Here is a 26,684-nt window from a genome sequence, read left to right as displayed (position 1 = left end):
AATTATTTATTTTTATAAAACGGCAGCGGCACTGCCTTGGCTTCGATTCTCCGGCCCCGGACGTCGATCTCGCAGCACGCCCCCTGCGGCAGGCTCCCCTTATCCACCAGCGCCATCGCCACGGCCTCCCCCAGATAGGGGCAGTGGGTGCCCGAGGTGGTGCGCCCGATTTTGCGCTCTCCTATGTACACATCCTCCGAGCCCCTGGCGATCCCGCGCCCGGTGACTTGCAGCCCGACGCGCTCGATTGCGGGCTCGCCCCGCCTAAGGATGGCGCTCTTGCCGATGAAGTCCTCCTTGCCCAGCTTGACGGCGAAACTGAGCCCTGTCTCGAGCGGGGAAATTTCGTCGTCCATCTCATGCCCGTAGAGCGGCATGGCCGCCTCCAGGCGCAGGGTATCCCGCGCGCCCAGGCCGCAGGGGATCAGCCCCTCGTCCTTCCCGGCCCCGAGCAGCAGGTCCCAAAGTTTCCCGGCATCCTGCGGCGCGCAATAGAGCTCGTAGCCGTGCTCGCCGGTGTAGCCGGTCTGGGAGACGAGGCACTCGATCCCGCCCACCTTCGCGCGTTCGGTGAAGGTGTAGTATTTTTCCGGGATCAGCCCCTCATCCATGACTTTTTTCAGGATGTCCCGCGCGCGCGGGCCCTGGAGCGCCAGCTGCGCCACCCCGTCCGAGATGTCCGAAAGCTGCACGTCGCCGCAGAGGTGTTCTTTCATCCACTGAACGTCCTTGTGGCGGTTGGCGGCGTTGACCACCACCAGGTACTTGCCTTCATCCAGCATATAGACGATCAGGTCGTCCACCACCCCGCCGCGCCCGTTGCACATCGGGGAGTAACGCACCCGCCCCGGGCGCATGTTGGTAAAGTCGTTGGTCAGCAGGTTTTGCAGGTTTTTCAGCGCGTCGGGCCCTTTCAAGATGACCTCGCCCATATGGGACACGTCGAACAGGCCGCAGCGCTCGCGCACCGCCATGTGCTCGGCGATTACCCCGGTGGGGTACTGCACCGGCAGCAGGTAGCCCGCAAACGGCACGATCTTGCCTTTGGCAGCCTCATGGCGCTCATAAAGCGGAGTTTTTTGTTCCATCTCGCTCCTTCTTTCTGACTATTTTTTGACAATATAAAAGGAGACGCGCAGACGGTTTCCCGTTACGCGTCTCCGTCATTGACCTGAAAGATTCTCCCCGCGGGGGATTGCTTCTTCGGTGCCGCATGGCAGTACAAGGATTCCCGCCAAGGGCTTTCCAGAGTTTCGTCCAGACCCGGTCTTTTTGCCTGAGAGTTTCTCGCGTCTCTCCCCTTCGGCGCCGCATGGGCGGTCTCTCCCGGGTCCTTCAATCGATATTCTGCTGTCAAAGCTATTATACTGGATAACCTGCCCAGTGTCAACGCAAATCTTGGGATAAAAATTGTGCGGTTTTTGTCAACCGGGCACCCCGCCCAGGATAAAATAGGTGGTCACTCCCTCCCGGTAGGCCGGGTCCCCCGGCGGCAGGCCGAGGATCCTGTCGGCGCTGGAATGATCGAAAAAACGCACCTCGCCGGCCCCCCGCCCCTGCAGGTAACGCAGGAAAACGGTGATCGACTGCGGGGAATCCATGTTGCTGTCGTCGAACCCCGCGATGGTCTGATAGTCGAAGGCCGCCAGCGCCGCGCGGGTGCGCTCGTCGTGCAGCGCGGCGCGCTCGGGAGTGAGATAGTGCGAGAAGTCCACCGAGCAGACCAACAGAATTTTCTTTTCCTGCGAGAGGGCCAGCAGCCGCTTTGCCAGCGCTTCGACCCGCTCGGGCTCCAGCCGGTTTTGCAGCAGCACCGCCGACACCTTCGCCCCCGGCAGATAGTATTTCACATAGGGGATCAGCCCGCTGACGGCGTGGTCGAGCTGCATATTGTCCTCGTCCGCCCTGGCCGCGAGCGTCCCGCCCATCAGCGCCTCGGTGATCATCCGGTCGTTCTCCACCACCCCGAAGGGGGTCTGCCAACCGCTGAGGTTGGTGACGGCCCGCTGTGCGGTGGGATAGTGGCTGGGCGCGACGAAAACCACGCTTTCGTACTCCGCCCCGCTCTCTACCGCCGTGGCGAAGAAGGAGGCGATCAGCCGTCCCGCCAGCAGGTGGTGGGGCACCACCCCGGCGATCAGCGCGCCATCCGCCTCATAGGGCTGCGCCTCCCGCACCGAGCGAAGAAAGGACTCCTCGCTATAGTAGTCGCAGGTGAGCAGCCGTCCGCCCGCGGCGCCGGACTCCCCGAGGGTGACCTGCTCCCCGAGGGAGGCCCCCGCCCCGGCAGGCGCTTCCTGCTTTGAAGGGGCGGGAGCATCCTGCGCCGGATTGCCGCCGGCGCAGGATGCTCCCAGCAGGGCCCAAAGCAGGGCGGCCCATGCAAGGAAGGGAGCGCGTCTACTCATCAATCTGCACATTCGTGCGCTCGCTCATCCCCCACATCATCGCCGAGGGGGAGCTGGCGTAGGCGCCGTCCACCACATACGCGCCCGGGGTGGCGCAGCGCGCATAGTAGGTGAGCGGTTTAATTTCAGGATAGGTCTGCTCGCCCGGGACGGGCTCCTCGGGGAAACCGCCCTCCATCTCGCCGTAGTAGTTGAGGCCGTCCTCCCAGTCGAAGTAGCAAAAGCTGACGCGCTGCTCCTCGCGGGAGATGAGGTTCCAGTAGTGGTTATACTTCTCGTCATACTCGCCCGCGGCGCTGCCCATGCCGAGATAGCGCATCCCCGACGGGATGTAGTCATCGACGGTCAGGTTGCTCGGGTCGATCTTGTTGTTGGGCAGGACGGGCGTGAGGGTGATCCTGACGATCGACCCTGGCTTCATCGGGCCGCCGTCGGTCGTCTCGATGGTCTTTTTCAGGGTGATTTGATTGTTCTCCTGCTCACTCGCCTCGGCGGCGCTGCCCAGATAATAGGCGCTTACCAGCACGTTGCCGCTCTCGAGCTTGAGGTCGGCCTTCCCGAACTGGTCAGCCGTCAGATTCAGGAAGGTCATGCCGGTTTTGTCGAGCTCAACCTTCTCGCGCTTGCCGTCCTTCTGGTAGGAGAAGGCGGCCGCGCTTGTCCCCTGCGGCTCGTTGTAGCGCAGGTAGACGACCTGCTCGAGCAGGTAATTGTCCAGCGTCGAGCGGTTGCTCATCAGGTACCTTACCATCCCCTGCGCGTCGGGCAGGCGCAGGATGGAGGCGCTTATGGACGCCAGCGCGGTCAGGCGCAGGTTCTCTTCGACGTCCCCGGCGCTCTCCCCGAGGGTGAGGGTGGCGATCCCCGCCCCCGTCTCGCCCTCCTTCAGGTTGGGCGCGACGATCTCATCGTAATACCCCTTGGCGGCGTCCCCATCCCCGATGGCGGCCAGCGCCGCCAGCAGCCAGAGCTGCTGCTCGAGGGTGTAGCCCTCGCGCTGCTCCAGCAGCGCGCGCAGCTGTCCGAGCACCGGCGCGCGGTGGGTCGCAAGCCCCAGGTAGGCCGCTGCCGCGGTGGTGAGGTCCGCTTCGCTGTCCCCCATCTGCCGGGAGCCGATGGCGTTGTAGAAGCCGGCGGTCATATCCCCGCCCACGAGGTACTCGGGCGCCGCGAGATGGACCTTGGCGGCGAGCGGGATGCTGTCGCTGTCATAGGGGTAGAGCCGCACATAGCTGCCGTCGATCACGTCGCTCAAATCGTCCTGCATGCCGGGGAAGAGCTCCTCCTCCCCGCTGAGCGCACGCAGTTTGTCGTTGGCGTACTGCCGCGCGAGCCGCTCGTCCGCGCGCGAACCCCCGGCGCGCGCGAGGCTTCCCAGCACCTCGTCATAGAAGGCGTAGTCCTCGTCGTAGAAGCCCAGCACCACCGGGAAGCGGGTGGGCTCGATCTGCACCCCGTCCGCCAGTGAAAACTTGCTCGTGAGGGTGGCTTCCACCCCGCTGCCGATCACCTGCAGCGGCTTTTGCACCGCATCCTGGTACTCCCCGAATTTGGCCTGCATGGTGACGGTGTACTCGCCCTTTTGCAGCTTTCCGATCGGCAGCACGGTCTGCTCGCCCGCTTTGCCTGTGGCTTTCTGCTCGAGCTTCTGGCCGTTCCCTTCCACCGACACGGTGTAGTCCACCGTGTCGCTGCTCTTCACCGCGTCGCCGTAGGCGCGCAGCGAGAGGGTCGCGTCGTCCCCCTCGAGGAGGGTCTTCGACATGACCTCATTGAGGAAGAAGTCGCCCGTCACGATCACGCCCGGGCGCGCCGCCCCGGCGCGCAGGTCGGTGGTGACCGCCTGCGCGGTCGCCCGCCAGGAGGTGATGTTGTCCGGCAGCGCGACCTCGAAGCTGCAATTGCCCTGCTCGTCGGTGGTGCCGCCGAGGAAGGCCGCGGTATCCTGGAAATCGGTGCGGATCCCGCCGTCGCCACCGCCGCCGCCCTTCTCGGCGGCCATATCCCCGAGGAAGTTGTACTCCCGGTAGGAGGCGTAGGAGCCCATATTCGGCTGGTAGGCGTCCTCATAGAGCCCACTCAGCGGGTCCGCCTCCTGGGGCATGATGGCGAAGACCGCCTCGTCCACCAGGCTCAGCGAGACCGCGGCGCCCGCCGCCGGCTTTCCGTCGGGATAGGCGGCGCTCACCGTTATTTTTGCGCTCTCCCCGGGCGCGTACCGCTCCTTGTCGGTCTGCACGCTGACGCCGAGCTCCCGCGCGCCGGGATCAAAAGACATCTGCTGGTTTTCAATGTTATAGACGTGCTTGCCGTCGAACCAGGCGCCGGCGATATAGTAGTTGGGCACCAGGCTCTCGTCAAAAGCGAGCCGCGCCTTGGCGCCGTCCTGCACAGCATAGCTGCTGACCCCGGTCTGGGCCACCGCCTGCAGCAGCTTGCCGCCCTCGAGCAGCTCGCCGCTGTCCATCACGTCGAAGACGACGTCCTCGCCGTCCTTAAAGTGGTAGCTGCGCTGGTAGTCTTCCCCGGCACCCGACTTCTGGAAGCTGAGCCGGCGGCGGCCCTGCTGGTAGCGATAGGAGTCGCTGCCAATCCAGACCTTCTCCTCGATCCGTTTCCCTGCGGAGTCCTCGGCGGAAAGGAGGACGTAGTAGCTGTCCTCGCCGCTGGAAACGGGCAGGTCGCGCAGCTCGTAGCGCCCGCCGGCGGTGCGGTAGCGCTCGGTGGAAACCACCTCGTCCTGCCGCTCGTATTCGTAATAGGTGACGTTTTCCTTTTTGACGAAGTCGTAGTAGCTGCCGGCCTCGGTCTTGGTATAGAAGACGCGGTGGACCTCGGCGGTCACGTCGGCGTCCACCGGCGCGCCAAGCAGGTTCTCGTCGTCATAAACGTCGTCCTGCTCCTGGATTTTGGAGGTATCGATCCGGTTGGTGAGGATGGTCAGCGCCTGCTGCTCCCCCTCGCCCGAGAGCTCGCCGCGCAGGGCCATGTCCCGGTAAAGCACATTGAGCTCGCCGCTGAGCGAAAAGTTCTCGTTCTCGCCCGAGGCGTTTTCCACGTAGTAATAAAGCTGGTCCGGCCGCCAGTCGTAAGGCTGGTACGCCTCCGGATCGCGGTCCTGCGGAAGCTTAAGGGTCTGCACCGCGCTGCCCGCCTCGTCGGTGACGAAGGTATAGTTCTGATCGCTCAGGTTGCCGCAGCTCAGGGTGGCCGAGAAGTTGTGCGCCGGGGTGCCGTCGAAGAAGCTGGCGTTAAAGGTCATGACGGCGTTCTCGCCCGCGCGGTAGATCACCTTGTCGGACGAGATCGAGGGGTAATAGGCGGGCTTCTGGTAGTCCCCCACCTCGACCCCCACCGTGCTCAGCACGTCCTCCTCGCCGCACATGAGCTGCACCCGCTCGTAGGAAATCTGCTTCCCGGCCAGCTTCTCATAGGAGAGTTCGGCGAGGAAGGTTCCGTCCGGCGCGAGGGTGATCGGCACCTCATAGAGCTCCTCGTCATAGCCGCCCAGGGTCACCCGCAGATTCTGCGGGGCCGGGGCGTTCCCCCGCGGGCGCACCAGCCCCCAAAGGCGGATGGTGTCGCTGGACATGTAGATCGGCCGGTCGGTATAGAGGTAGGAGACGTACTGTTCCTTGCCCGTGGGCGGGCTGTCCTGCTGGAGCGAAAAGAGGTCGAGATAGGGCCGCTCGCCGTGCTCGATCTCGAGCAGCGCCGTGCTCTGGCGGCTGTCCTCTTTCGTCCCGGCCGCAATAAGGGCCGTTCCGTCGGCGGCGCTCGAGCCCGTGGCGTCAATCTCCCCGCCCGAAAGGGTGATCTTTACATTCCCCAGGGCCTCCCCGCTCTGCGAATCGTTGAGCCAGAAGAGATTGTCCCCGTCCGCCTGCACGCTGTAGACCGACAGGTCGCTGACCTGGATGAACTTCTGGAGGGAGAATTCCTCCCCGTTTTTGGGGCTTTTGATCTTCACGTCGAAGTAGTACCAGCCGTAGTCGTACTCGCCCGGCAGAATCAGATAGCTCGGCCCCCAGTAGGAGCGGTTCCCGGTGCTCTGCGGGGTGGTAAGCGCCACCTGGAAGGTGCCGAGGTTATCCAGAGCCGCGGTGTCCACCTCGGGGCGCACCGAACTTGGGAAGCTGGTTTCGTTGCGGGCGTCCATGAGCGTTTGCAGGGCGCTCTTATAGTCCTGCGCGCCCTTAAAGCGGTAGACCGAGACGCTCGCCTCGGGGCTTGCCTGCTGGAAGCTGTCGTCGCAGTTGACCGCGATGAGCGGCGCCTCTCCGGGCAGGAAGTTTTCCGAAATGGGCGATGCGTTTTCAAAATAACCGCCCGAGCGGTAGCCCTCGCCCTCGATCTCGGAGGTTTTGAAGCTAAAGCTCGTTTCCTTCCCGAGCAGCTCGCCGTCCCCTGCGGGCAGCTGCGCGTCCAGGGTGGCGGTGTAGATGGTCAGCGGCTGAAGCCCCTCCTTGGGCACGAAGGCGATACGGTCGGCCGCTTTTTTGACAGTGCCCTCGACAGGGGTGCCGTCCTCCTCCTTTTTGAGGGTAAAGTGGCTGAGAAAGTCTTCCTCGCTCACCGTGGCCCGCGAGAAAACGAACTCGATCCCGCTCACAGTGGGGACATAGTCGGTCCCGTCCCGCGGGGTGGTTTCGAGCACCGCGAAGCCCGCGCTCGTCTGGAAGGCCCAGGAGCGCAGCACCACTCCGCGCTTATCAAGCAGGCGCAGGTTAACGACGGTATTTTCCCCAAAGGGCTGCGCCGGGGTGAGGGTAAAGCCCTGGCCCTCCTTTTTAAGGGTAAACTCCTGCTGCGGCTCGAGCTGCAGCAGGCCCTTCAGGGCGTCGGCCGAAAGGCTCTCCTTCCCGCCATACTGGATGGTGAAGGCCGCGTCGGCGGCGATCAGCCCATCCTTTTCCCCGGCGCTCACCGAGAAGGCGGAGACATCGAGCTCACCGGCGTCGACCGTCTTTTTTTGGCAGCCCGCAAACAGCCCCAGTGTGAGCCCGAGTGCGAGCAGCACGCTGATCAGGCGGCAGGCGGGACGTTGGGTAAATCGGTTGGCAGAATACATGCGCTTCCCCTCCATTGTGTTTATTCTGGTTTCATTCTGTCACATTTTTTGCTTCTATAAAAGTAGTGGCAGAAATCCTTCCTTTTCCTGCATCGAAATGATTAAACCGTACCAACTGTATTATTTGCATTAGTACAGCATCAGATTATCATATCCCGGTGAGGATGTCAACGGCCGCATTGCGGTTGACATTTTACGCCGGAACCCTTATGCTTTGGATAACCGTCAGAACCCGACCGGACAAAGCAAAGGAGGCTTTTATGAGCGAGCTATTGGAGTTTTCCAGCAGGGGCGGCTTTAGAGACTGGCTGCAGGAGCACTGTTTATCGGGCGCCGGCGTCTGGCTGCTGTTCGGAAAGCCCGGCGGGCCGAAGACGCTCACTGCGAGCGAAGCGCTGCAGGAGGCCCTCTGCTTCGGCTGGATCGACGGGCAGATGCAAAGCCTGGACGATAAATCCTACAAAAAGTATTTTTCCCAGCGCCGGGAAAACAGCAAGTGGTCGGAGAAAAACAAGGCCCTGGCAGAAGAGCTCGAGCGGCAGGGGATCATGACCGACCACGGCAGAGCGAAAATCATGGAGGCCAAGCAAAACGGCCAGTGGAACGCCCCGAAGGCCGGCACAGTCACCGAGGAGCAGACCGCCAGCCTGACCGCAATCCTCAGGGGATACGAGCCCGCCTGCAGCAATTTCCTGGCGATGTCCCCGTCGGTCAAAAAAACGTATACCCGGGCCTATTTTGATGCGAAAACGGATGCCGGGCGTGAAAAGCGCCTGGCGTGGATGGTGGACCGCCTCAACCAAAATTTGAAGCCCATGTGATGTTACAAGCCGTCACCGAAACGCCGTCCAAGGGGCGCGCCTCTCTCTTTCAAAGCGAAGGCCGACGCTGCGCCCCCTATAAATGCACAGGCAGCAGATTTTATCTGCTGCCTGTGCATTTTATTATGCGTGCTCCCGGTAAGGAGCGGCTTTTGCATTTTAGTCCTCGAATTTCTTCTGATAAGAGCGCCAGGAAATAGCCCACTGCTTCGGATCGTCGAAGGGGGATTCGTCGTTGCGGTGCGCGCTGGAATTGTGCGGCGCGCTCTTGACGATTTCGGGATTCGTATAGGCCTCCTCCACGATCTGCGCGATGGCGTCGGCGTACTCGTCGATGTCCTCCTTGGAGGTGAACTCGGTCGGCTCAAGGGTGAAGGGCTGGGGCACCACATAGGGGTGGTGGCTGGTCCAGTAGTGCAGGCCGAAGTCGCACATCCGCCGCTGCACGTCCTCGGTGGAAACGCCGGTCTCGTCAAAGAGCTTCTGGAAGCTGTAGCGCGCCTGCTCGACCCGCTGCTCCCCGCTGTCGAAGGGCACCGAGGTGCCGCGCAGCTCCAAAATCCGCTTGTAAAGATAGTTGTTGTTGAGCGAGGCGATCTTGGCCACCTCGTAGAGCCCCTCGGCCCCCAGCGCGCGCATCCAGGCATAAGCCTTGAGCACCACCTGCGGGGTGCCCTGGTAGACGCGCACCTTGCCGATCGAATGCGGCAGCTCGTCGTTCAGGAAATACTTCTCCCCGTCAAAATCCACGACCGGCGCGGGCAAAAAGTCGGCGAAGTCCTTCGAGACGCCCACCGCGCCGGTGCCGGGGCCGCCGCAGCCGTGCGGGGTGGAAAAGCTCTTGTGCAGGTTAAAGAAGCACATGTCGAAGCCCGCGTCCCTGGCCCTGGTGATCCCGAACAGGCCGTTGGCGTTCGCCTGGTCGTAGGCGCAGTAGCCGCCGACCGAATGGACCAGCTCGGTGAATTTTTTGATCTCGCCGTTATAGAGCCCGGTGTCCTCGGGATTGGCGCAGATAAAGCCGGCAGTACGCTCGTTGACCAGGGCTTTGAGCTGCTCGAAGTCGGGATAGCCGTCCTCGCGCGGGCCGACGGTACGCACCTTGAAGCCCTTGACGATGGCGCTCGCCGCCGCCGAGGGGTGGGAGAAGAGGGTGGTGATGATCTCGTCCTTCTGCTCACCCTTGCCGTCGTGCTCGACCTTGGCACGGATCAGCGAAGCCATGGTCATCAGCGCCTGGGAGCCGGACTGCGGCTGGAAGGAGACCCGATCCATCCCGCAGATTTCACGTAGCAGCAGGTCGGTCTTGTACATGATTTCCAGAATCCCCTGCACGCTTCTCTCGTCCTGCAGCGGGTGCAGCTCGCTCATCTTGGGCGAACGCGCGAGGCGCTCGTTGATCTTGGGGGAGTACTTCATGGTGCAGGTCCCCTGCCCGATTTCGACGTTGAGATCGGCCCCGATCACCTCCTGGGTGATCCGCAAAAAGTGGCGCAGCACCCGCGCCTGGGAAACGCAGGGCAGCGCGGGGGCCTTTTGGCGGCGCATCCCCTGCGGGATGGTGGCATAGACGTCCCCAGCCTCTTTTTTCAGCGCCTCGCTTGCCAGCGGAACCTCGATCCCGCGGTGGCCTGGATTGTGCAGCTCGAAGATGATCGGCTCGTTCCACTTCGCCTGGTGGAAGTCGCGCACCTTAAAATCACGGTTAATTTTTTTCATACTATTTTCCCTCCTTGCCAAGGATCTCGCAAAGAGCGCCGGCCAGCGCATCGATGTCGTCCTTCGTATGGACCTCGGTCACGCAGAAGAGGGCGCAGCCCTCCATCCCCGGGAAGAGCCCCCCGAGGTCCCGCCCGCCGAAGATTTGGCGGGAGAGGAGCTGGTCGTTAATCTCCCCTACGCTCTTGCCGGTTTTCGAGAAGTCCACGACGAACTCGCTGACAAAGCACTGATCCAGATACTTGACCGATACGCCCCCGACACAGGAGAGCTTCTTCGCCGCATACCGGGCGTTGTAGAGCATGGTCTCACCCAGCTCCTGCATCCCCTGCGGGCCCATCAGCGAGAGGTAGACCCCCGCCGTGATCCCCCAGAGCGCCGCCTGGGTGCCGACGTATTCCTTGCCGTGCTCGCGGTCGGCGAAGGAGGTGCGGTCATAGTAGACGTCGCCGAAGCCGTATTCGCCCTCGACCTCGGTGCGGGTGATCCCGAAGAGGCGCGAGGGGTATTCCCGCACCAGGCGCTCGTCGTCCATGGTGGCGATGAAGCCGCCCTGGCCGCCGCCGTAGTTCATGTGCATGCCCAGCGGCTGCACATCGCCGCAGACGATGTCCGCGCCGAGATTGACCGGCGCCTCGAGCACGCCCAGCACGGCCGGGTCGGTGCCGATGATACACAGCGCCCCGCACGCATGGCAAAGCTCGGCCGCCTCGCGGGCGTTCCCCGCCACCGTGCCGAGGAAGGAGGGGGTCTCAAAGTACAGTGCGGCGACGTCCTCGCCGAGCAGCTTTTTGAGGCTATCAAGATCGAACTGGCCGCTCTCCCGCTCGAAGGGCAGCACCACGATCTCCATCGCCGGGGTACAGTAGTTGCGGATCACCGCCAGCTTGTCGGGCAGGATGTTTTCGCACACGACCGCCTTTTTGCGGCCGGTGGCGCGCTCGGCCATCCGGATCGCGGTGGCCGCCGCCTGCGCCCCGTCGATGGCCGGGACGTTGACCACCTCCATGTCGAGCAGCTCGGCCATCAAGGACTGGTACTCGAACAGGAGCTGGAAGCGCCCGTGGTCCTCGTAGGGCTCGCCGGCATAGGCGCTGAGGATCTCGGCGCGGGAATTGATCTCGTCGCAGATGGCCGGAACGTAGTGCTGGTAGCAGCCCGAGCCGAGGAAGTTTATGTTCTCCTCGCAGGTCTCGTTCTTTTGCAGCATGCCGGACACGGTGCGGTAGAGCTCATACTCCGAGCGGATGGCCTTTGGCATGTCGAGGCTCCGGTGCAGCCTCAGCTCGTCGGGCACGTCGCGGTGCAGCTCCTCGACCGAGGAGATGCCGACAAAGTCGCACATCTCCCGCTTGATCGCCTCATCCGAGTTCGGGATGTAGGGGTGATGGGAAAATTTATGATCCATATTCCTTGCTTCCTTTCATGAAAAAGCTTCGTTTAGGCGATGCCGCCGCCATCCACCACCAGCGCCGCGCCGGTGACCCAGGTGGACAGCTCGCTCGCAAAGAAGAGCACCGCGTTGGCGATGTCCCGGGGCTCCCCGATCCGCGCCAGCGGCCGCCCGTAGGAGGAGGATTTGAGGAATTCGTTCTCCTCAACCTTGAGCTGCCGCCCCTCGTCGCGCAGCAGCGGGGTGTCGGTGTCGCCCGGGCAGACGCAATTGACCCGGATGTTCTGTGCGCCGTGGTCGATGGCCATCGCGCGGGTCATATTGACGATCCCGCCCTTGGCCGCGCAGTAGGCGACCGCCTGGTCGCCGCCCTTGATCCCCCAGCCCGAGCCGGTGTTGATAATACTTCCGCCGCCGCCCTTAGCCATGATGGGCACCACGTATTTGGACATCAGGTAGGCGCCTTTCAGCGTCGCGTCGAGCACCAGGTCCCAATCCTTTTCCTCGAGGTCCACCACCGTTTTGCGGCGGACCACGCCGGCGTTGTTATGTAAAATATCAATCCTGCCGTACTTGCGCTCGATCCCGGCGACCGTCGCCCTCACCTGCTCCTGGTCGGTCACGTCGCAGCGGTAGAACCCGGCCTCGCCGCCCTGCTGGCAGATGGCCTCGGCCTCACGCTGGCCCGCGCCCTCGTTGAGGTCCACCATGCAGACGGCGGCCCCATGCTGCGCGAGCAGCTGCGCCGTGGCGAGCCCGATTCCCGAGGCTCCGCCCGTGATCACCGCTACCTTGCCGCTCAGGCATAATTCGTCTTTCATATTACGCTCCTTTCCTATGCGCCTTACATTCTTTCCCCGCCCCGCTTCGCGCAAAAAGGGGACGGGACCCGCCGCGGCACGCAGATCTGCACAGCGCCTGTTCCGGGCCATACGCCCGTCCATGGCTTTTGCAGCCGGAAATTTGCGCGCCGGTGAGGGAAAACCGGGAGTGTTCCCGGCTTGACAACCATTAAAAAATTCGGTTTCCCAAGGACTAAGTCCTTGGGCGGGTGCGGGCAGAGCCCGCGACCTTTTTCGGGCTGTTGACACTCGCGGTTAGAGTAGCCCCCAAAGATCAGGAAGGGGAGCCTTGGCGCACGCATTTTTGGCGCCTGACCAAAAATGCAGGCCCGCTTCGCGGGCGGTGCGCCTCACGGGCGGAAAACGAGCCGTTTTCCCCCGTGTTCCCCCTTTCGGGGCAGTTGGCATTATAAAATCCTCCCAATGATCAGGAAAGGGAGTGACGACGTTCCAGTGGAACGTTGGCACGTGGGGAAACCCTATCAAGGGGTTTCCCGTGTCCATTTTTATTGCTTCGCTACGCTCAACAATAAAAAAATACCCGCCGTGCGCCTTCGCGCGGCGGAAGCCTTTCATTCCTTCCTCTTTCAGGATAACATCTGCGGTAAATTTTTTCAACTTCCCGCGGCGGATTCATCAAAAGTTTACAATCACACGATCATTTTTTCTACTTTTACTTTATCCCGCCAAGGCGCGCAGCCGCCCCTCGTCGACAATTTCTATCATCCCGCGGGAGAGCCTGACCATCCCTTCGCTCTGGAAATACTTGAGCATGCGGGTGACCACCTCCCGCGCGGTGCCCAGATGGTTGGCGATCATGTCGTGGGTCAGCTCCAGCTGCCCGCTGCCCTCGATGGCCTGCTGCTCGAGCAAAAAGAGGGCCAGGCGCTTGTCAAAGCTCATGAAGAGCACCTGCTCCATCACCCACATCACATCCGAAAAGCGGGAGGCGATGAGGTGGTTGACGGTGTCCGCCACCGCGATGTTCTGCTGCGAGAGCTCGCCGAAGAGGGCGGTCGGGATGAGGATGACCTCGCTGCCGCGCTCGGCCTCGATCCAGACCTCGAAGTTGATGTCCCGGAAGATGCACGCCGCCGAAAACAGGCAGATGTCCCACTCGAGCAGCCGGTAGAGGGTGATCTCCCGCCCGGACTGGGAGAGGATATACACCCGCAGCCGCCCGCTTCGCACCAGCATAAGCCCCGCGCAGTCCTGCGAGCCGCGGTGCAGCTTGTCGCCCTGCCGGTAGGACAGGCGGGCGCATTCCTGCCGCAGCCGTGCCTGCTGCGCCGGCTCCAGCTGCGTATAAAACGGCAGCCCCTCCTGTAAAAACTGGAAGTCCTCCTTATCCAGTATGGGGACCACCTCCTTTCCTTCTCCCCTTATCTTACCACACCCACGCGCAATTACAAGGCCCGTCTGCGTGCTAAGCCGGACGGCGGGCGGCATATAGATAGATACACTTCTTATGGAGGTATCGCCATCGTGAATATACGTTTCCCCTCCTCTCCCCCGCCGGCCGAGGTGCCGGTGAGCGCCCCCGGACCCCATCCCGCGCTCCAGGTCGGCGCACCCAACCGCTATTACGCCCAGCTGCTCTCCCAGGACATCGCCTACACCAAGGGGGAGATGAGCGCCATCTATCAATATCTCTACCAGCAGTGGCGCACAAATGAGCAGTATCCCGAGTTCGCCGGCACCCTGCTTCGGATCGCCAAGGTGGAGATGGAGCACCTCGAAATGCTCGGGAAGCTCATCGTCCTGCTCGGCGGGGACCCGCGCTGCCAGACGCAGCTTGGCAACCGCTTCACCTTCTGGAACGGGAACATGGTTTTTTACGGCCGGCCGCTGAGCCGCATGCTGCAAAACGACATCCGAAGCGAGCGGGACGCCCGGGACCTCTATCTCTCCCAGGCGCGCTTTGTCAAGGACGAGGAGCTCTCGGCCGTGCTGGCGCGCATCGCGGCGGACGAGGAGGTGCATTTAGCACTCTTCCAGTCCTTCCTGGCGCGCTTCGAGGCGGGCAAGCTCAGCTGACGGCTCATATTCTCCCCGTTTTTCGGGAATACTAGCCCCAAATACAGGAAATGGGGGCGGCGCATGAAACAGGGAGAGCGCTTGACGCCGGACTATGCCGGAAACCTTCGCACACTGGACGGGCTGCTGCGCATAAATGAGAGCTTCGACATCGTGGGAAGGGAGTTCACCACCGGAAGCAGGCGGGCAAAGCTCTATTTTATCGACGGCTTTGCCAAGGACGAGGTGATGGAAAAAATCCTCGAATATCTGATGGGCCTGTCCCCCGGGGACACCGAGCCGGCCGAGGACGCTTCGCAGTACTGCGAGCGGTTCATCACCTACGTCGAGGCGGACCTCAGCGATCAGTGCGGCGACATCGTCACCGGGGTGCTCAGCGGCACGCTCGCGCTGCTGATCGAAGGGTATGCGCAGGCGATCATGATCGACGCGCGCACCTATCCGGCGCGCAGTGTGGCGGAGCCGGACGACGACCGGGTGCTGCGCGGCTCGCGGGACGGCTTCGTCGAGACCCTGGTGCACAATACCGCCCTGATCCGCCGCCGGGTGCGCGACCCGGCGCTGACCATGGAAATCCTCACCGTCGGACAAAAGTCCAAGACCGACGTGGTGCTCTGCTACATGAAGGGCGCGGCCGACGAAAAGTTTCTCTCCACCATCCGCAAAAAAATAGGGGATATCACCATCGGGGCGCTGACCATGAGCCAGGAGAGCCTGGCGGAATGCCTGGTGCGCCCGCGCTGGTACAACCCCTTCCCGCGGGTGCGCTACACCGAGCGCCCCGACGCGGCCACCGCCAGCGTCTTTGAGGGGAGCATACTGGTGCTGGTGGACAACTCCCCCTCGGTGATGATCCTGCCGGCCTCCCTCTTCGACTTTGTACAGGACACCAACGACTACTACTTCCCGCCCCTGGTGGGCACCTACCTGCGCCTGGTGCGCATCGCGGTCTTCCTGCTGACGCTCCTGCTTACCCCGGTGTGGTACCTGCTGGTGAAAAACCCGCAGCTCATCCCCGGCTGGCTGGAGTTCATCCAGGTGCAGGAGCCAAACGGCGTGCCGCTGATCGTCCAGCTGCTGATCATCGAGTTCATCATCGACGGGCTCAAGCTCGCCTCGCTCAACACCCCGAGCGTGCTGAGCAACTCGTTCAGCGTGGTGGGGGCTCTGATCCTGGGGGACTTCGCCGTCAAGGCGCGTTGGTTCGTGCCCGAGGTGGTGCTCTACATGGCCTTCGTGGCCATCGCCAACTTCACCCAGCCCAGCTTCGAGCTGGGGTACGCCCTCAAGCTCTACCGGGTGCTGATCCTGATCTTGACCGCGCTGTTTAACTATTGGGGCTTCGCCGCCGGGGTGCTGATCATGCTGCTGACCGCCGCCGGGACCAAGACCGCCACCGGGCGCGGCTATCTCTATCCGCTGATCCCCTTCCATCCAAAGGCACTGCTCTCGCTGCTGGTGCGCCAGCCGATCAGCCACAGGAACAGCTGAACAAACGGGCTGCCGGATATTCCGGCAGCCCGTTTGCTTAGGTTTACTCTTGCTCGTCCTTCCTGACCCATTCGATCCGGTACCCGATAACCTCCGCGATCTCTTGTGCCTCCCGGTATTTTAAGGTCCCGCGTGTGAGCTTATTGCTCAAATTGGCCACGCTGTCCTGCCGGCCATATTGCTCGTTGATACGGCGTACCACCTCGCTCATGGTACATCCTGAGCGGACAATGGCGGATTTAATCTCTTCTTTTAGCCCCATTGGAATCACCTCATATTTTCATTATACCGTATAGAAAACATATTTTCATCAGCTTTCCCAGTAGAGCAGCTTTTTTTCTTTCCTGCAGTCAGAGGCGCAAAATCATTTTTTTCGCAACCCATTACATCCTTTTGTCGAAGACAAATGGTCAGAGATTACCCTCGAATGCGAGTGCATGTTGACCGAAAGTGAACTGGAATTTGTACAAGAATGCTTCGATACCATTGAAGACATTAATCAACGGGAACGAACCTTTCTATACCGGCAGGGCTTTCAGGACTGTATCCGCCTGCTCAAAGACATTGGTATACTCTGCTGACCCAGTATTCGGAGTATTGCTGCGGGCACTCTTCATGTCTCCTTCAAAATAAACACCGGAATCGGTGGGTCGCCCGGCCGGTTATAAAACGGGGCGAGCAGCACGGTATATTCCCTGCTGTCGATGGTGCGCAGGTATTGCAGCAGCGCATCCCGCTCCTCATAGCCGGTGTCGCCCCCGTGATAGATGCAAAGGCTCATTACCCCGCCGGGACGCAGCAGGCGCAGCCCCGCTTCGATGGCGGCTATGCTTGAGGGCGGCCTTGTATAGATGGAGTGGTCGCCCCCCGGCAGGTAGCCGAAGTTGAAAACAACCGCATCCACCCTGCCCGCCTGGGCGTATTTCTCCATATGCTCGTGTGAATCGAGGAGCACCCGGGCGCGGGCGGAAAATCCCTTTTCCTTCAGCAGGGCGCGCGTACTTTCCACCGCCTCGGGCTGGATGTCGAAGGCCAGCACCCGCCCGCTCTCCCCCACCAGCGAGCAGAGAAAGGCGGTGTCCTTCCCCCGCCCGGCGGTGGCGTCGATGCAAAACATCCCCTCCCGGATATGCCCGGCGAGGAAGCGGTGCGACAGTCCCAGGGTATTGAGCGGATACTCCCTGCCGCTCATTGCAGGTACTCGCCCACCAGGCGGTTGACAAGCGCGCCGTCCGCTTTGCCGCCGACCCTTGGCATGAGCGCGCGCATGACCTTTCCCTTGTCGTGCGCCGTGGGCCGGGGGAGCCCCAGCTCACCCAGCACCTGCTTGATCGCCTGGCGGATCTCGTTTTCCTCCATCTGTTTGGGCGCATAGGCCGCGTAAAGCTCCAGGCGCAGCTTACATTCGTCCTCGATGTCCCGGCGGCCCTTCGCGCTCTCCATTGTCTCCCTGACCTGCTTGAGCTCGCGCTGGACAATGGCGTTTTCCTCCTCCCCGCTCAGAGGGGCGCGCTTGTCCTTCTCCTTGGCTTTGAGCGCTGAAAGCAGCAGCGAGAGCGCCTCCTTGCGCGGGGCGTCCTTGGCCTTGAGCGCCGCCATCATATCCGAGCGGATCTGCTCGATCTTACTCATATCCATCTTCCTTTCGCAGTAACGGTTCTGTTTTTATCATACCACCGCAAGGCCGGATTGTTAAGCGGCGGGGAAAATTTTTGCCGCCTCCTTCCCCTGCCGCCGAAAGCGCGATATAATAAAGGAAAAGCATGGCACCGGAAAGGAGTCCTTCACCGATGGAAGAAAAACATTTTGTTTCCCGCAAACGGCTCGCGCAGGCCGCGGCGCTGGCGGGGGCAGCGGGAACGCTGCTGGCCCTGCTGCTGAGCGCACTGAGCGGCGCGCTGGCCGTGCGCCTTTTCCGCTATCTCGGGCAGGCGCGGCGCACCATGGTCACCCTCGAGGAGGCCGCAAAGCTCTACCTCGAGGAGCACGAAAAAGAGGCGCCCGGCCAGAAGAAAAAGTAAAACGGCGGATTGTATCGGCCGCCCGCCATAACGGTGACGCCGGTACCGGACAGACGGGCGGGAGAGTGGAATACTTACAAAAAGCTTTCGGGAGGGCTGCCGGATGGAAAGGCTGATCCTGGTGCGTCCGGGCGAAGAGCATGAGGCCGCGGTGATGGACTACCGCCGCCGCTTCCTCTGCGCGGGCGAGGTACTGCACGGCTGCGCCGGGCTCGAGCGCTTCGAGCGCTACGGCGGCTGGCTGCAAATGATGCGGGACAACTGCCGTGAGGAGACGGTGCACGCCCCGCTGGTGCCCGCCACCACCTTTCTCGCCCTGCGCGAGGAGGACGGGCAGCTCGCCGGGGTGATCGACGTGCGCCACCGGCTAAACGACTACCTGCTCGCACAGGGCGGGCACATCGGCTACAGCGTGCACCCTGACCTGCGCCGCCGGGGATACGCCAAGCAGATGCTTTCCCTGGCGCTGGAGGAATGCCGCAAAATGGGGATGCGGCGGGTGCTCGTCACCTGCGATAAGGAAAACGCCGCCTCGGCCAGAACCATCCGCGCAAACGGCGGGGTGCTGGAAAACGAGGTCGAAGCGGGCGGCCGGACCACCCAGCGCTATTGGATCGCGCTCCCATAACCCTTTTGCATTCAAATGCAAAAAGAGCCTTTGGCGTTTCCCGCCAAAGGCTCTTTTTATCGCGTCGCCCGCTGCTGCGCGCTGGGAATCCCCAGCTGATCGCGGTACTTCGCCACGGTGCGCCGCGCGACCGAAAAGCCCTCGCCCTGCAGCAGTGCGCAAAGCCGGCTGTCGCTCAGCGGCTCCCCCGGGTCCTCCGCTCTCACCAGCTCGGCAAGGCGGCGGCGCAGCGCGTCGCTGCCGGGCGCCTCCCGGCCCTCCCCGGCGTTTGTCCCTTTGAGGGTGGCCCCCCGCGCGCAGAAGAAATATTTCAGCGGGAAGGTCCCGCGCCGGCAGCACAGATACTTCCCCGCGACCGCCCGGCTGACGGTCGAGGGGTGGAGCGAAAGCTCGCTTGCGACCATCCCGAGCGTCAGCGGGCGCAACGCCCCCAACGGCTCCTCAAAGAAGGGGCGCTGCCGCGAGAGGATCACCCGGCAAACCGCCTCGATGGTGTGCTGCCGGCGTTCGATCGCCTCCATCACCCAGCGTGCCTGGGCGAGCTTTTCCCGAAGATACTCCTTCGCCTCGCCCTGCCGCAGCAGCTCGCGGTACTCGCCGCCAATCGACAGCGCCGGTATGCGCCCTTTGCAGGGCCGGATGCGCAAATTTTCGCCCTCCCGTTCGACCACGACATCCGGCAGGATGTACGGCGCCTCTTCCCGCCCGAACGAGGCGCCGGGGTGCGGGTCGAGCTTCCGCAGCCTGGCATAGCACGCCCGCACCCGGGCGGCCGGCACGTCCAGCTGCCGCGCCGCCTTGGAGAAGTGCCCCTTTGCAAGCTCGCACAGATACCCGTGCGCCAGGGCGCAGGTCAACTCGTCGTCCTCCCCCCGGCGCTCCAGCTGCAGGCACAGGCAGTCGCCGAGGTCATATGCCCCCACCCCCGCCGGGTCGAGGGTGCGCAGATAATCCACCGCCTCCCGCACCGCCCCAGGGTCCACCCCGGCGAGACGGCCGAGCTCCCCGGTCCCACAGGTGAGATAGCCGTTTTGATCCAGCGCGCCGAGCACCACCTCGAGCAGCCCCTCCTCGATCCCGCCGAGGCTCACGTCGAACTGGCTTTTGAGATAGTCGTAAAGGCTGCCCGGCCCGGCCAGAGCCTCCTTCCCCCCGCGCCAATCGACGGGCAGGTCGTCCCGCCCGCCGCTCCCGGCAGCCGGCAGGTCTTCGTAATCCGTCCCAGGATCGGGGAGCTCCTCCGGCGGTTCGGGCGGCTCGAGCTGGAGCACGGGGTTTTCCAGCTGGAGCGCTTCGAGATATTCCCGCAGCCCGGCGCTGTCCAGCGCCAGCAGCCGCAGGTACTGCAGCTGCCGCTGGGACAGGGCTTGGCGCTGGGAGAGGGACTGTTCCAGCCCCGGCGCCTGTTGTGCCATATATCCCCCTCCTTTCGTCCGCTTTTTAAAAGGAGCCCGGGAGGCTCCCGGGCTCCTGATTTTACCGGAGCATTCCCTTATAGATCCCCGGCACGCTGTCCGGGATGGGCACCGCGCCGCAGTACCGCTCATAGAACTCGAGCGGGCCCGCGTCCCCGATGATGGCGTAGGCGTAGCCCCGGGCCTTCAAGTCCTCCAGCGCGATGTCCAGCAGCGCCTTGCCCAGCCCCTGCCGCCGCAGGTCGGGACGCACTCCGGTCGGCCCGAAGAAGTCCCTGCAGGTGGCCTCGCAGCAGGAGAAGCCCGCGAGCCCGTCCTCCTGCAGCGCGATGAAGCAGGTCGAGGGCTGGCGCGCAAAGGCCACGGCGCACTCGTCCGCCCACTCCTTGCCGAACTCCTCGGCCACCCAGCGCAGCACGGTGCTGCGCTCGGGCGGCAGCGCGCGGCGCACCGTGAAGCCCTTCGACTCGAGCTTCCTGCGAAGGTTCAGGTCCGGCGCGAATTCATACAGCTTGACCAGCATGTCCGCCATGGAAAGCCCCCCTTTTTATGGACAAACGTCACTTGTGATACAGCTTCTTGGTCTGATACTGCGGCTCGCAGGTCAGGTTCATCCCCAGCTTGCGGAAGGTCGAGTCGTCCACATGCGAGAGGATGACCGACGAGTGCGCCTCGCACCCGCGCAGCTTGTGCAGCTGCTTCATGGCGAGCTCGGCCGTCGGGTTGGTCGCCGCGCAGATCGAGAGCGCGACCAGGATTTCATCGGTGTGCAGCCGGGGATTGTGGTTGCCCAGGTGCTTGGTCTTCAGGTTCTGGATCGGCTCGATGATGATGGGCGAGATCAGGTGGATGTCGTGCTGGATTCCGCCGAGCACCTTGAGGGCGTTTAAGAGCACCGCCGCGCTCGCCCCGAGCAGGGGGGACGTCTTGCCGGTGATGATCCGCCCGTCGCAAAGCTCGATGGCGGCCGCCGGCATGCCGGTGCTCTGCGCGCGCTCGAGCGCCGCGGCGATCACCCGCCTGTCCGAGGGCGTCACCTCCGCCTTGTTCATCAGCAGCTCGACCTTGTAGACCGTTTCGGCGTCCACCCGCCCCTGCCGCTGGTCGCACAGCGCCTGGTAGTACCTGCGCACGATCTCCTGGCGGGAGGCCGCGCAGACCGCGTCCTCGTCGGTTACACAGTACCCGGCCATGTTGACCCCCATGTCGGTCGGGGACTTGTAGGGACACTTCCCGGTGATCTTCTCGAACATGGCGCTGAGCACCGGGAAGATCTCCACGTCGCGGTTGTAGTTGACGGTGGTCTCGCCGTAGGCCTCGAGGTGGAAGGGGTCGATCATATTGACATCGTTGAGGTCGGCGGTGGCCGCCTCATACGCGAGGTTGACCGGGTGCTTTAAGGGCAGGTTCCAGATCGGGAAGGTCTCGAACTTGGCATACCCCGCCTTGACCCCCCGCTTATACTCGTGGTAGAGCTGGGAGAGGCAGGTGGCCATCTTGCCGCTGCCGGGGCCGGGCGCCGTCACCACCACCAGCGGACGGGTGGTCTCGATATACTCGTTCTTGCCGTAGCCCTCGTCGCTGACGATCAGCGGGATGTTGGCGGGATACCCCGGGATGGGGTAATGGATATAGGTGCGCACCCCCAGTGCCTCCATCCGCTTTTTGAAGGCGTCGGCCGCCGGCTGGGAGGCGTACTGGGAGATGACGACGCTGCCCACATAGAGCCCGATCCCCCGAAACGCGTCGATCAGGCGCAGCACGTCCAAATCATAGGTGATCCCCAAGTCCCCGCGCACCTTGTTCTTTTCGATGTCCGAGGCGTTGATCACGATCACGATCTCGGCCTCGTCGCGCAGCTCGAGGAGCATCTTCACCTTGCTGTCCGGCGCAAAGCCCGGCAGTACCCGCGAGGCGTGAAAGTCATCGAACAGCTTGCCTCCGAATTCGAGATAGAGCTTGTTGTCAAATTGACCGATCCGCTCTTCGATCCGTTCGGACTGCATACGCACATATTTTTCGTTGTCAAAGCCGACCGCTTTCATAGCACCAGACCTTCCCCTCACATTTTGCCAAAATCACCATACTCCTTCATTATAAAAAATTTTTCAAACTTTTACAACCGGATTTGCCCTCTTTTTTATGGCTGAGCGCAGCGAAGTAAGAAAAACAGTAGCCGCGCGCCTATTTTCATCTTTTCCGTCCGCCGCCGGTATTTGCGCAAAAAAGCCGCCCGGCGCCAGAAGCGCCGGGCGGCTGATCGCTCGGATTTACTTATTGAAGGTGATCTCTTCGATGATCACACTCTCGACGGGCTTGTCGTTCTCGTCGACCTCGACGTTCGCAATCTTATCCACCGTGTCCATACCGGAATAGATATAGCCGAAGACGGTGTGCTTGTGGTCGAGCCAAGGGGTCCCGCCGACCTCCTTGTACTTCTCGATCACGTTCTCGGGGAAGCCGGCCTCTTTCATCTGGTCGAGCATCTCCTCGGGGACCTCCTTGGCCTGCACGATGAAGAACTGGCTGCCGTTGGTGTTCTCGCCCGAGTTGGCCATCGAAAGCGCGCCGTAGAAGTTCCACAGATCGAAGGTGAATTCATCCTCGAACGGCTCGCCCCAGATGCTCTCGCCGCCGGTGCCGTCACCCTTCGGATCGCCGCTCTGGACCATGAAGTCCTTGATCACGCGGTGGAAGGTCAACCCATTGTAGTAGCCGTTCTCAGCGTGGGTCTTGAAGTTCTCGACCGCCTTGGGCGCATACTCGGGATAGAGCACCGCCCGGAATTCGCCCATGCTGGTCTTGATGGTAGCGATCACGCTGTCCTCACCCGGCTCCTCGAACTGCACGAGGGTCGCTTCCTGGCTCCCGTCTTCGCCGTTTTCCCCTTCGGAGGAACCCTCCTGGGAGGTCTCGGACGAGTTGCCTTCGGCGCCTTCCTCCCTGGATTTCCCGCAGCCGGAGAGCACTGAGGCCGATAAAACAGTAATCGCACAAAGCAAAATCAGAATTTTTTTCACGAATTGTCACCTCAAAAGTTCTTGTTATTCCATGTACCCGTTTATTCTATCATAAAAAGAGAAAAAATCAAACAATATTTTGAAAATTCCCTTTTCCAAACTTCTCACGGATCGGCCGTATCCCCGTCGGGGTCGTAGGAGATGATCTCCACCGTGTTGATGGTGAGGCCCTTCCCGCCGGTCTGCAGGCTCTCGATCATCCCGTCCACCACCTCCTGGCCCTGCACCACCTGGGCGAAAACGGAGTATTCCAGCGAATATTCCGGCAGCCCGCCGTAGGTGCGGTAGGCCTCGATCACGTTTTGTGGATAGCAGGCCGCCTCGATTTCATCGAGCTGCCACTCGGGTACCGGACGGCTGCCTGCGATGAAAAAGCGGCTGTCCCCCTTGTCCGTGTCGTCGAGCACTGAAACGGCGCCGGTAATCTGCCACAGGTTCGCGGATATTTCCTGCTTGAAGGGCTTGCCGCCGACCCGGCTGACCCCTTTCTTCCCGCTATCGTCGCTGCTGCCCGAGATCAGCACCGGCAGGCTGCTCGCGAGCAGCCCCCGCGGCCCGATCACCGCGCGGTCGTTGAAAAAGCCCTCCCGCGCCAGGGTGACGAAGTTGTTCACCGCGTTGGGCGCTTCACTGGGGAAGAAGCGCATGCGGATCTCCCCGAAATCGGTGCTGATCACCGCGATGTCCTCCCCCTCGATCAGCGGGGCGAGCTGTAAAAGCGTGACCCGCGACCCGTCGAAGGGCAAAAGTTCGTCCTGCGTCATGCAGCCGCTCAAAGACAGCATGACCGAACAGGCTGTCAGCAACGATACTGCACGCATAGTTTTCGCCTCCCACATTAGCCTGATGTTCTTCCATTATACCCTGCCGGCAGGCAAGCTGAATTAACAAATTGTGAATGATTCTTAAAAAATAGCCGATCGGCCATTTTTTCGCACATCCGCCCCGCGAAAGGCTTGCAGCCACATAAAGCTAAATGATATAATGGAAAAAATACGACAAGGCCTTCGGCAAAGGCGCCGTCGGCACGCCCAAGGAGGCTAACACGATGGAATTCGAGAAGGACTATACCCTTGTCAAAATGGAAAAACAAAAGCACATCGCCCTGATCGCGCACGACAACCGCAAGCGCGACCTCATCGAGTGGGTCAAGCAGAACCGCGAAGCGCTCAGCCACCATTTCCTGTGCGGCACCGGGACCACCGCGACCATCGTCGCGCACGAGACCCAGCTGCCGGTCACCGCCTTCAACAGCGGCCCGATGGGAGGCGACCAGCAGGTCGGTTCGCGGATCGCGGAGGGCAAAATTGATTTCATGATCTTCTTCTGGGATCCGCTCGCCGCCCAGCCGCACGATCCGGACGTCAAGGCGCTGCTGCGCATTTCGGTGCTCTACGACATCCCGGTGGCCTCGAACAAATCCACGGCGGACTTCCTGCTCTCCTCCCCTTTGATGGAGGCTCAGTATGAGCGTACCATCATTGACTACGCCAAGCGCATCCGCTCGCGTTCCCAGGAATACAGCGACGCCAAATAAAACCGCGCTGTTTTCCTAAATATTGCAAGGCATATTTTTCACGCTCAGGGTCATCCTGATAAGGTAGCAAACCTAATGCTTGGAGCGTGAAAAACTTTGCTGACCCGTATTGTGAAAAAAACATTGGTCTTCACCTTCGGGGGGACCGGTTACTGCCTGATCGAACTGCTGTGGCGGGGCCACACCCATTGGACCATGTATCTGACCGGCGGACTGTGCTTTTTTCTGATCGAAAACCTCAACCGCACCGTACTGCTGGGGAAAAACCTTGCTGCAAAGTGCGCGGCCGGCGCGGCCGTCATTACGGCGGTGGAGTTCTGCTCGGGATGTATCGTCAACCTTTGGCTGGGGATGAATGTTTGGGATTACCGCACCCTGCCGATGAACCTGCTCGGGCAGATCAGCCTGATGTATTCCTCCCTTTGGTACATGCTCTCCGCCCCGATCATGGGGGTGGCAAAGCTGCTGGACAGCCGGCTGAAAATCGAAGAAGCATAAAGGACGCGCCTCTTGCCTTCAAGGCGGGAATTGGCGTTGCGCCCTCTGGGTAGTACCAGAACAACGGCCCCGCGAAGGAGATTCCTTCGCGGGGCCGTCTTTTGCTATTAGGGGTTGAGGATGACGGCGGGGCGGACCTGATCGGATGAACTCAAATAATCTGTACTCAATGTGCCTGCTGCCGCAACATCGACTCCCACACTGCTGTTTTTCGAATTTGGAGAACGCAGCCAACTTATACTTCCGCCATAAATGCTTTTTACCAGATTATAATTGGCTGAAGTTACACTATTTTTAGAGAGATAACTAAACTGCCTGGGAATTTCATAAAGATCACCCGCCCAGCCTACATTATTTTTGCTGCTGCCATAAATTTCATAGGCACTGGGCAGCCAGGCATAGTCTCCCACATATTTGTGCGGTGACAGCTTTCCTCTTTGGGCAGCGGTCAAACCGTTATAGAAATTGCTGCAGTGCGCACGTACCGTGCTGCCGCTGTATGTATTGTTGCCGCCGAATATGCTGCTTGTGTAGTTAAAGTTCGCCAGCAGGACGACGGAATTTGTTTTGCCGCCGTACTGGCTGCCGCCGGCGTCGATGACCCACCAGCTGCGTCCCGCCCAAGTGATCGTTTGTCCGAGCCTGGAGGAGGTGATATTGTTTCCACTGTCATCCTTCGGGTAAGCCGGCTGCACTGTCACGGTACAGGAGGCGCTGCAGTTGGTGTTTCCTGCGGCAGTGGCGGTGATGGTGGCGCTTCCCGCCGCCACGCCGGTAATGGTGACGTTTGCCCCGCTGGCGGTGCTGGCAGGGCTGACGGTGGCGACGGCGGGATTGCTGCTCTTCCATGCCACGTTGGTGTTGAAGGCGTTTGCCGGGGTCACCGTGGCACTCAGTGCAGTGGTTTTCCCCACCGTGACCGTTGCGGCGGCGGCGCTGATTGTAATCCCGGTCGGGCCCTGGTCGGTGACCGTCACGGTGTAGGGGGTGCTCGTCACGCCGTCGGCGGTGGCGGTGAAGGTGGCACTGCCCGCCGCGGTCGCGGTCACCAGCCCGGAGGTGCTGATGTTGATATTGGCGCTGCCGCCGGTCTTCGCCCAGGTCACCGCCGGGAGGGTCGCGTTCGAGGGATTGACCGTCGCAGACAGCTGGGAGGTCACGGTGGTCTTGTCGCTGGTGCGCACCAAACTATTGGTACCGCTGACCGTTACCGAAGTCACGGGAATCTTGTCCTTGACCGTGATGGTGCTGCTCCCGCTCTTGCCGCCCACCGTGGCGGTGACGGTCGTGCTCCCCGGCGCGACCGCTGTCACCAGCCCGGTCTGGTTGACCGTCGCGGCGGCCGGGTTGCTGCTGCTCCAGACCGGGGCGGCGTTGGGCGTAACGGTTGCGGCAAGCTGCACCGTTCTCGGCTCCCCCAGAGTGTAAATCGTATAGCTATTCGGGCTGACGCTCACGCTTCCAATGGTCACCACCGTGACGGTGCAGCTCGCCTTGTACTGTGCCGTGTCCGGTGCACCCTTGATGTGGGCGGTGATCGTCGTGCTGCCCACCGTCTTGCCGCTGGCGTCGATGGTGGCGCTGCGCCCGTCCGCCGCGACTGTCATCGCGGCGGCGCCGGGATCGCTGTTCGTCCATTCCAGCTCGTCGCTGGATACCCCGCCCGTCAGGGCGGCCGAGAGGGTGAACTGCGTCTCGGCCGCCGTGCCGCCGGTGAAGAGGGTATAGGCGGTGTGGCTCAGCGACACCCCCGTCACCGCCGAGACGTTGACCGTGCAGGTGG

Annotated in this window: 24 protein-coding genes and 2 riboswitches; of the genes, 7 read left to right on the top strand and 17 right to left on the bottom strand. The window is 62.1% G+C overall.

The features are described from left to right. Window positions 1–2: 2 nt before the first annotated feature. From gcvT to EDD78_RS07720, 3 genes are all read right to left on the bottom strand, one after another. On the bottom strand, window positions 3–1,088 hold the full coding sequence (gene gcvT / locus EDD78_RS07730; RefSeq protein ID WP_132084553.1) for a glycine cleavage system aminomethyltransferase GcvT: 1,086 nt from the start codon (window positions 1,086–1,088) through the stop codon (window positions 3–5). 70 nt (window positions 1,089–1,158) lie between these two features. Continuing rightward, window positions 1,159–1,251, bottom strand: a riboswitch (glycine riboswitch). Window positions 1,252–1,254: 3 nt separating this feature from the next. Further along, window positions 1,255–1,339, bottom strand: a riboswitch (glycine riboswitch). A gap of 85 nt (window positions 1,340–1,424) precedes the next feature. Then, entirely contained in the window at window positions 1,425–2,408 is a 984-nt protein-coding gene (gene amrB / locus EDD78_RS07725; protein WP_165873153.1) for an AmmeMemoRadiSam system protein B, read from the bottom strand. Next, window positions 2,401–7,479 (bottom strand): Ig-like domain-containing protein, encoded by a 5,079-nt coding sequence (locus EDD78_RS07720; RefSeq protein ID WP_165873152.1) that lies wholly within the window; start codon window positions 7,477–7,479, stop codon window positions 2,401–2,403. Before EDD78_RS07720 ends, amrB begins: the two co-directional genes overlap by 8 nt. A gap of 260 nt (window positions 7,480–7,739) precedes the next feature. Here EDD78_RS07720 and EDD78_RS07715 point away from each other — a divergent pair, with 260 nt between their 5' ends. Then, a complete protein-coding gene (locus tag EDD78_RS07715; protein WP_132084550.1) occupies window positions 7,740–8,300 on the top strand; it encodes a YdeI/OmpD-associated family protein in 561 nt (186 codons plus the stop codon). 159 nt (window positions 8,301–8,459) lie between these two features. On the opposite strand, the gene gcvPB is transcribed toward EDD78_RS07715, so the two are convergent. From gcvPB to EDD78_RS07690, 5 genes are all read right to left on the bottom strand, one after another. Continuing rightward, entirely contained in the window at window positions 8,460–10,019 is a 1,560-nt protein-coding gene (gene gcvPB / locus EDD78_RS07710) for an aminomethyl-transferring glycine dehydrogenase subunit GcvPB (protein WP_079698740.1), read from the bottom strand. A 1-nt stretch (window position 10,020) separates the two neighbouring features. Continuing rightward, window positions 10,021–11,427: an aminomethyl-transferring glycine dehydrogenase subunit GcvPA gene (gene gcvPA, locus EDD78_RS07705; protein ID WP_132084549.1), complete on the bottom strand. Its 1,407-nt coding sequence runs from the start codon at window positions 11,425–11,427 to the stop codon at window positions 10,021–10,023. A 32-nt stretch (window positions 11,428–11,459) separates the two neighbouring features. Beyond that, complete coding sequence (locus tag EDD78_RS07700) at window positions 11,460–12,233, bottom strand: SDR family NAD(P)-dependent oxidoreductase (RefSeq protein WP_079698738.1); 774 nt, start codon at window positions 12,231–12,233, stop codon at window positions 11,460–11,462. A gap of 276 nt (window positions 12,234–12,509) precedes the next feature. Beyond that, on the bottom strand, window positions 12,510–12,872 hold the full coding sequence (locus tag EDD78_RS07695) for a hypothetical protein (protein WP_132084548.1): 363 nt from the start codon (window positions 12,870–12,872) through the stop codon (window positions 12,510–12,512). Window positions 12,873–12,932: 60 nt separating this feature from the next. Next, window positions 12,933–13,619 (bottom strand): Crp/Fnr family transcriptional regulator, encoded by a 687-nt coding sequence (locus EDD78_RS07690; RefSeq protein WP_286170795.1) that lies wholly within the window; start codon window positions 13,617–13,619, stop codon window positions 12,933–12,935. A gap of 120 nt (window positions 13,620–13,739) precedes the next feature. On the opposite strand from EDD78_RS07690, the gene EDD78_RS07685 reads away from it, so the two are divergent. Continuing rightward, on the top strand, window positions 13,740–14,291 hold the full coding sequence (locus tag EDD78_RS07685) for a ferritin-like domain-containing protein (RefSeq protein WP_159448940.1): 552 nt from the start codon (window positions 13,740–13,742) through the stop codon (window positions 14,289–14,291). 63 nt (window positions 14,292–14,354) lie between these two features. Next, window positions 14,355–15,782, top strand: a complete 1,428-nt coding sequence (locus EDD78_RS07680) for a spore germination protein (RefSeq protein ID WP_079698734.1) — start codon at window positions 14,355–14,357, stop codon at window positions 15,780–15,782. Window positions 15,783–15,825: 43 nt separating this feature from the next. Here EDD78_RS07680 and EDD78_RS07675 read toward each other — a convergent pair whose 3' ends face one another. The 3 genes from EDD78_RS07675 to EDD78_RS07665 form a co-directional block, all read right to left on the bottom strand. Further along, window positions 15,826–15,993: an LLM class flavin-dependent oxidoreductase gene (locus tag EDD78_RS07675; RefSeq protein WP_341455979.1), complete on the bottom strand. Its 168-nt coding sequence runs from the start codon at window positions 15,991–15,993 to the stop codon at window positions 15,826–15,828. Between the two features lie 402 nt (window positions 15,994–16,395). Further along, window positions 16,396–16,974, bottom strand: a complete 579-nt coding sequence (mnmM, locus tag EDD78_RS07670) for a tRNA 5-(aminomethyl)-2-thiouridylate-methyltransferase MnmM (RefSeq protein ID WP_079698732.1) — start codon at window positions 16,972–16,974, stop codon at window positions 16,396–16,398. Next, entirely contained in the window at window positions 16,971–17,414 is a 444-nt protein-coding gene (locus EDD78_RS07665; protein ID WP_079698731.1) for a GatB/YqeY domain-containing protein, read from the bottom strand. The genes mnmM and EDD78_RS07665 overlap by 4 nt, the downstream gene beginning before the upstream one ends. Before the next feature lie 158 nt (window positions 17,415–17,572). On the opposite strand from EDD78_RS07665, the gene EDD78_RS07660 reads away from it, so the two are divergent. Beyond that, entirely contained in the window at window positions 17,573–17,803 is a 231-nt protein-coding gene (locus EDD78_RS07660) for a hypothetical protein (RefSeq protein WP_079698730.1), read from the top strand. A 103-nt stretch (window positions 17,804–17,906) separates the two neighbouring features. Then, window positions 17,907–18,431, top strand: a complete 525-nt coding sequence (locus EDD78_RS07655) for a GNAT family N-acetyltransferase (protein WP_132084545.1) — start codon at window positions 17,907–17,909, stop codon at window positions 18,429–18,431. Window positions 18,432–18,487: 56 nt separating this feature from the next. On the opposite strand, the gene rpoN is transcribed toward EDD78_RS07655, so the two are convergent. The 5 genes from rpoN to EDD78_RS07630 all read right to left on the bottom strand — a co-directional run bounded on the left by rpoN (window position 18,488) and on the right by EDD78_RS07630 (window position 23,687). Further along, window positions 18,488–19,846 carry an RNA polymerase factor sigma-54 gene (gene rpoN, locus EDD78_RS07650; RefSeq protein WP_165873151.1) on the bottom strand — a complete coding sequence of 453 codons (1,359 nt, stop codon included), beginning with the start codon at window positions 19,844–19,846 and terminating at the stop codon, window positions 18,488–18,490. A 61-nt stretch (window positions 19,847–19,907) separates the two neighbouring features. Beyond that, entirely contained in the window at window positions 19,908–20,378 is a 471-nt protein-coding gene (locus EDD78_RS07645; protein ID WP_132084543.1) for a GNAT family N-acetyltransferase, read from the bottom strand. A 28-nt stretch (window positions 20,379–20,406) separates the two neighbouring features. Next, a complete protein-coding gene (locus EDD78_RS07640; RefSeq protein WP_079698726.1) occupies window positions 20,407–21,891 on the bottom strand; it encodes a DUF1846 domain-containing protein in 1,485 nt (494 codons plus the stop codon). 225 nt (window positions 21,892–22,116) lie between these two features. Beyond that, a complete protein-coding gene (locus EDD78_RS07635; RefSeq protein WP_079698725.1) occupies window positions 22,117–22,866 on the bottom strand; it encodes a peptidylprolyl isomerase in 750 nt (249 codons plus the stop codon). A gap of 104 nt (window positions 22,867–22,970) precedes the next feature. After that, the gene (locus tag EDD78_RS07630; RefSeq protein WP_159448938.1) at window positions 22,971–23,687 is read right to left on the bottom strand and encodes a peptidylprolyl isomerase; all 717 of its coding nucleotides are present in this window, start codon (window positions 23,685–23,687) and stop codon (window positions 22,971–22,973) included. Between the two features lie 227 nt (window positions 23,688–23,914). On the opposite strand from EDD78_RS07630, the gene EDD78_RS07625 reads away from it, so the two are divergent. Together EDD78_RS07625 and EDD78_RS07620 are read left to right on the top strand one after the other, a co-directional pair. Beyond that, window positions 23,915–24,403, top strand: a complete 489-nt coding sequence (locus tag EDD78_RS07625; RefSeq protein WP_079698723.1) for a methylglyoxal synthase — start codon at window positions 23,915–23,917, stop codon at window positions 24,401–24,403. 96 nt (window positions 24,404–24,499) lie between these two features. Continuing rightward, the gene (locus EDD78_RS07620; RefSeq protein WP_242942126.1) at window positions 24,500–24,901 is read left to right on the top strand and encodes a putative ABC transporter permease; all 402 of its coding nucleotides are present in this window, start codon (window positions 24,500–24,502) and stop codon (window positions 24,899–24,901) included. A 107-nt stretch (window positions 24,902–25,008) separates the two neighbouring features. Here EDD78_RS07620 and EDD78_RS07615 read toward each other — a convergent pair. Continuing rightward, on the bottom strand, window positions 25,009–26,684 hold a 1,676-nt coding region (locus tag EDD78_RS07615), incomplete at its 5' end, for an Ig-like domain-containing protein (RefSeq protein WP_132084542.1).

This window comes from Harryflintia acetispora (assembly GCA_004340125.1).
GTDB classification, from domain to species: domain Bacteria; phylum Bacillota; class Clostridia; order Oscillospirales; family Ruminococcaceae; genus Harryflintia; species Harryflintia acetispora.
This window is presented reverse-complemented; position numbering and strand designations above follow the sequence as displayed.

What these genes read in the sequence shown, in the direction of transcription:
- gcvT (WP_132084553.1), bottom strand. Translation starts at nt 1,088, where the DNA reads ATGGAACAAAAAACTCCGCTTTATGAGCGCCATGAGGCTGCCAAAGGC.
- amrB (WP_165873153.1), bottom strand. Translation starts at nt 2,408, where the DNA reads ATGAGTAGACGCGCTCCCTTCCTTGCATGGGCCGCCCTGCTTTGGGCC.
- EDD78_RS07720 (WP_165873152.1), bottom strand. Translation starts at nt 7,479, where the DNA reads ATGTATTCTGCCAACCGATTTACCCAACGTCCCGCCTGCCGCCTGATC.
- EDD78_RS07715 (WP_132084550.1), top strand. Translation starts at nt 7,740, where the DNA reads ATGAGCGAGCTATTGGAGTTTTCCAGCAGGGGCGGCTTTAGAGACTGG.
- gcvPB (WP_079698740.1), bottom strand. Translation starts at nt 10,019, where the DNA reads ATGAAAAAAATTAACCGTGATTTTAAGGTGCGCGACTTCCACCAGGCG.
- gcvPA (WP_132084549.1), bottom strand. Translation starts at nt 11,427, where the DNA reads ATGGATCATAAATTTTCCCATCACCCCTACATCCCGAACTCGGATGAG.
- EDD78_RS07700 (WP_079698738.1), bottom strand. Translation starts at nt 12,233, where the DNA reads ATGAAAGACGAATTATGCCTGAGCGGCAAGGTAGCGGTGATCACGGGC.
- EDD78_RS07680 (WP_079698734.1), top strand. Translation starts at nt 14,355, where the DNA reads ATGAAACAGGGAGAGCGCTTGACGCCGGACTATGCCGGAAACCTTCGC.
- EDD78_RS07675 (WP_341455979.1), bottom strand. Translation starts at nt 15,993, where the DNA reads ATGAGCGAGGTGGTACGCCGTATCAACGAGCAATATGGCCGGCAGGAC.
- mnmM (WP_079698732.1), bottom strand. Translation starts at nt 16,974, where the DNA reads ATGAGCGGCAGGGAGTATCCGCTCAATACCCTGGGACTGTCGCACCGC.
- EDD78_RS07665 (WP_079698731.1), bottom strand. Translation starts at nt 17,414, where the DNA reads ATGAGTAAGATCGAGCAGATCCGCTCGGATATGATGGCGGCGCTCAAG.
- EDD78_RS07660 (WP_079698730.1), top strand. Translation starts at nt 17,573, where the DNA reads ATGGAAGAAAAACATTTTGTTTCCCGCAAACGGCTCGCGCAGGCCGCG.
- EDD78_RS07655 (WP_132084545.1), top strand. Translation starts at nt 17,907, where the DNA reads ATGGAAAGGCTGATCCTGGTGCGTCCGGGCGAAGAGCATGAGGCCGCG.
- rpoN (WP_165873151.1), bottom strand. Translation starts at nt 19,846, where the DNA reads ATGGCACAACAGGCGCCGGGGCTGGAACAGTCCCTCTCCCAGCGCCAA.
- EDD78_RS07645 (WP_132084543.1), bottom strand. Translation starts at nt 20,378, where the DNA reads ATGGCGGACATGCTGGTCAAGCTGTATGAATTCGCGCCGGACCTGAAC.
- EDD78_RS07640 (WP_079698726.1), bottom strand. Translation starts at nt 21,891, where the DNA reads ATGAAAGCGGTCGGCTTTGACAACGAAAAATATGTGCGTATGCAGTCC.
- EDD78_RS07630 (WP_159448938.1), bottom strand. Translation starts at nt 23,687, where the DNA reads ATGCGTGCAGTATCGTTGCTGACAGCCTGTTCGGTCATGCTGTCTTTG.
- EDD78_RS07625 (WP_079698723.1), top strand. Translation starts at nt 23,915, where the DNA reads ATGGAATTCGAGAAGGACTATACCCTTGTCAAAATGGAAAAACAAAAG.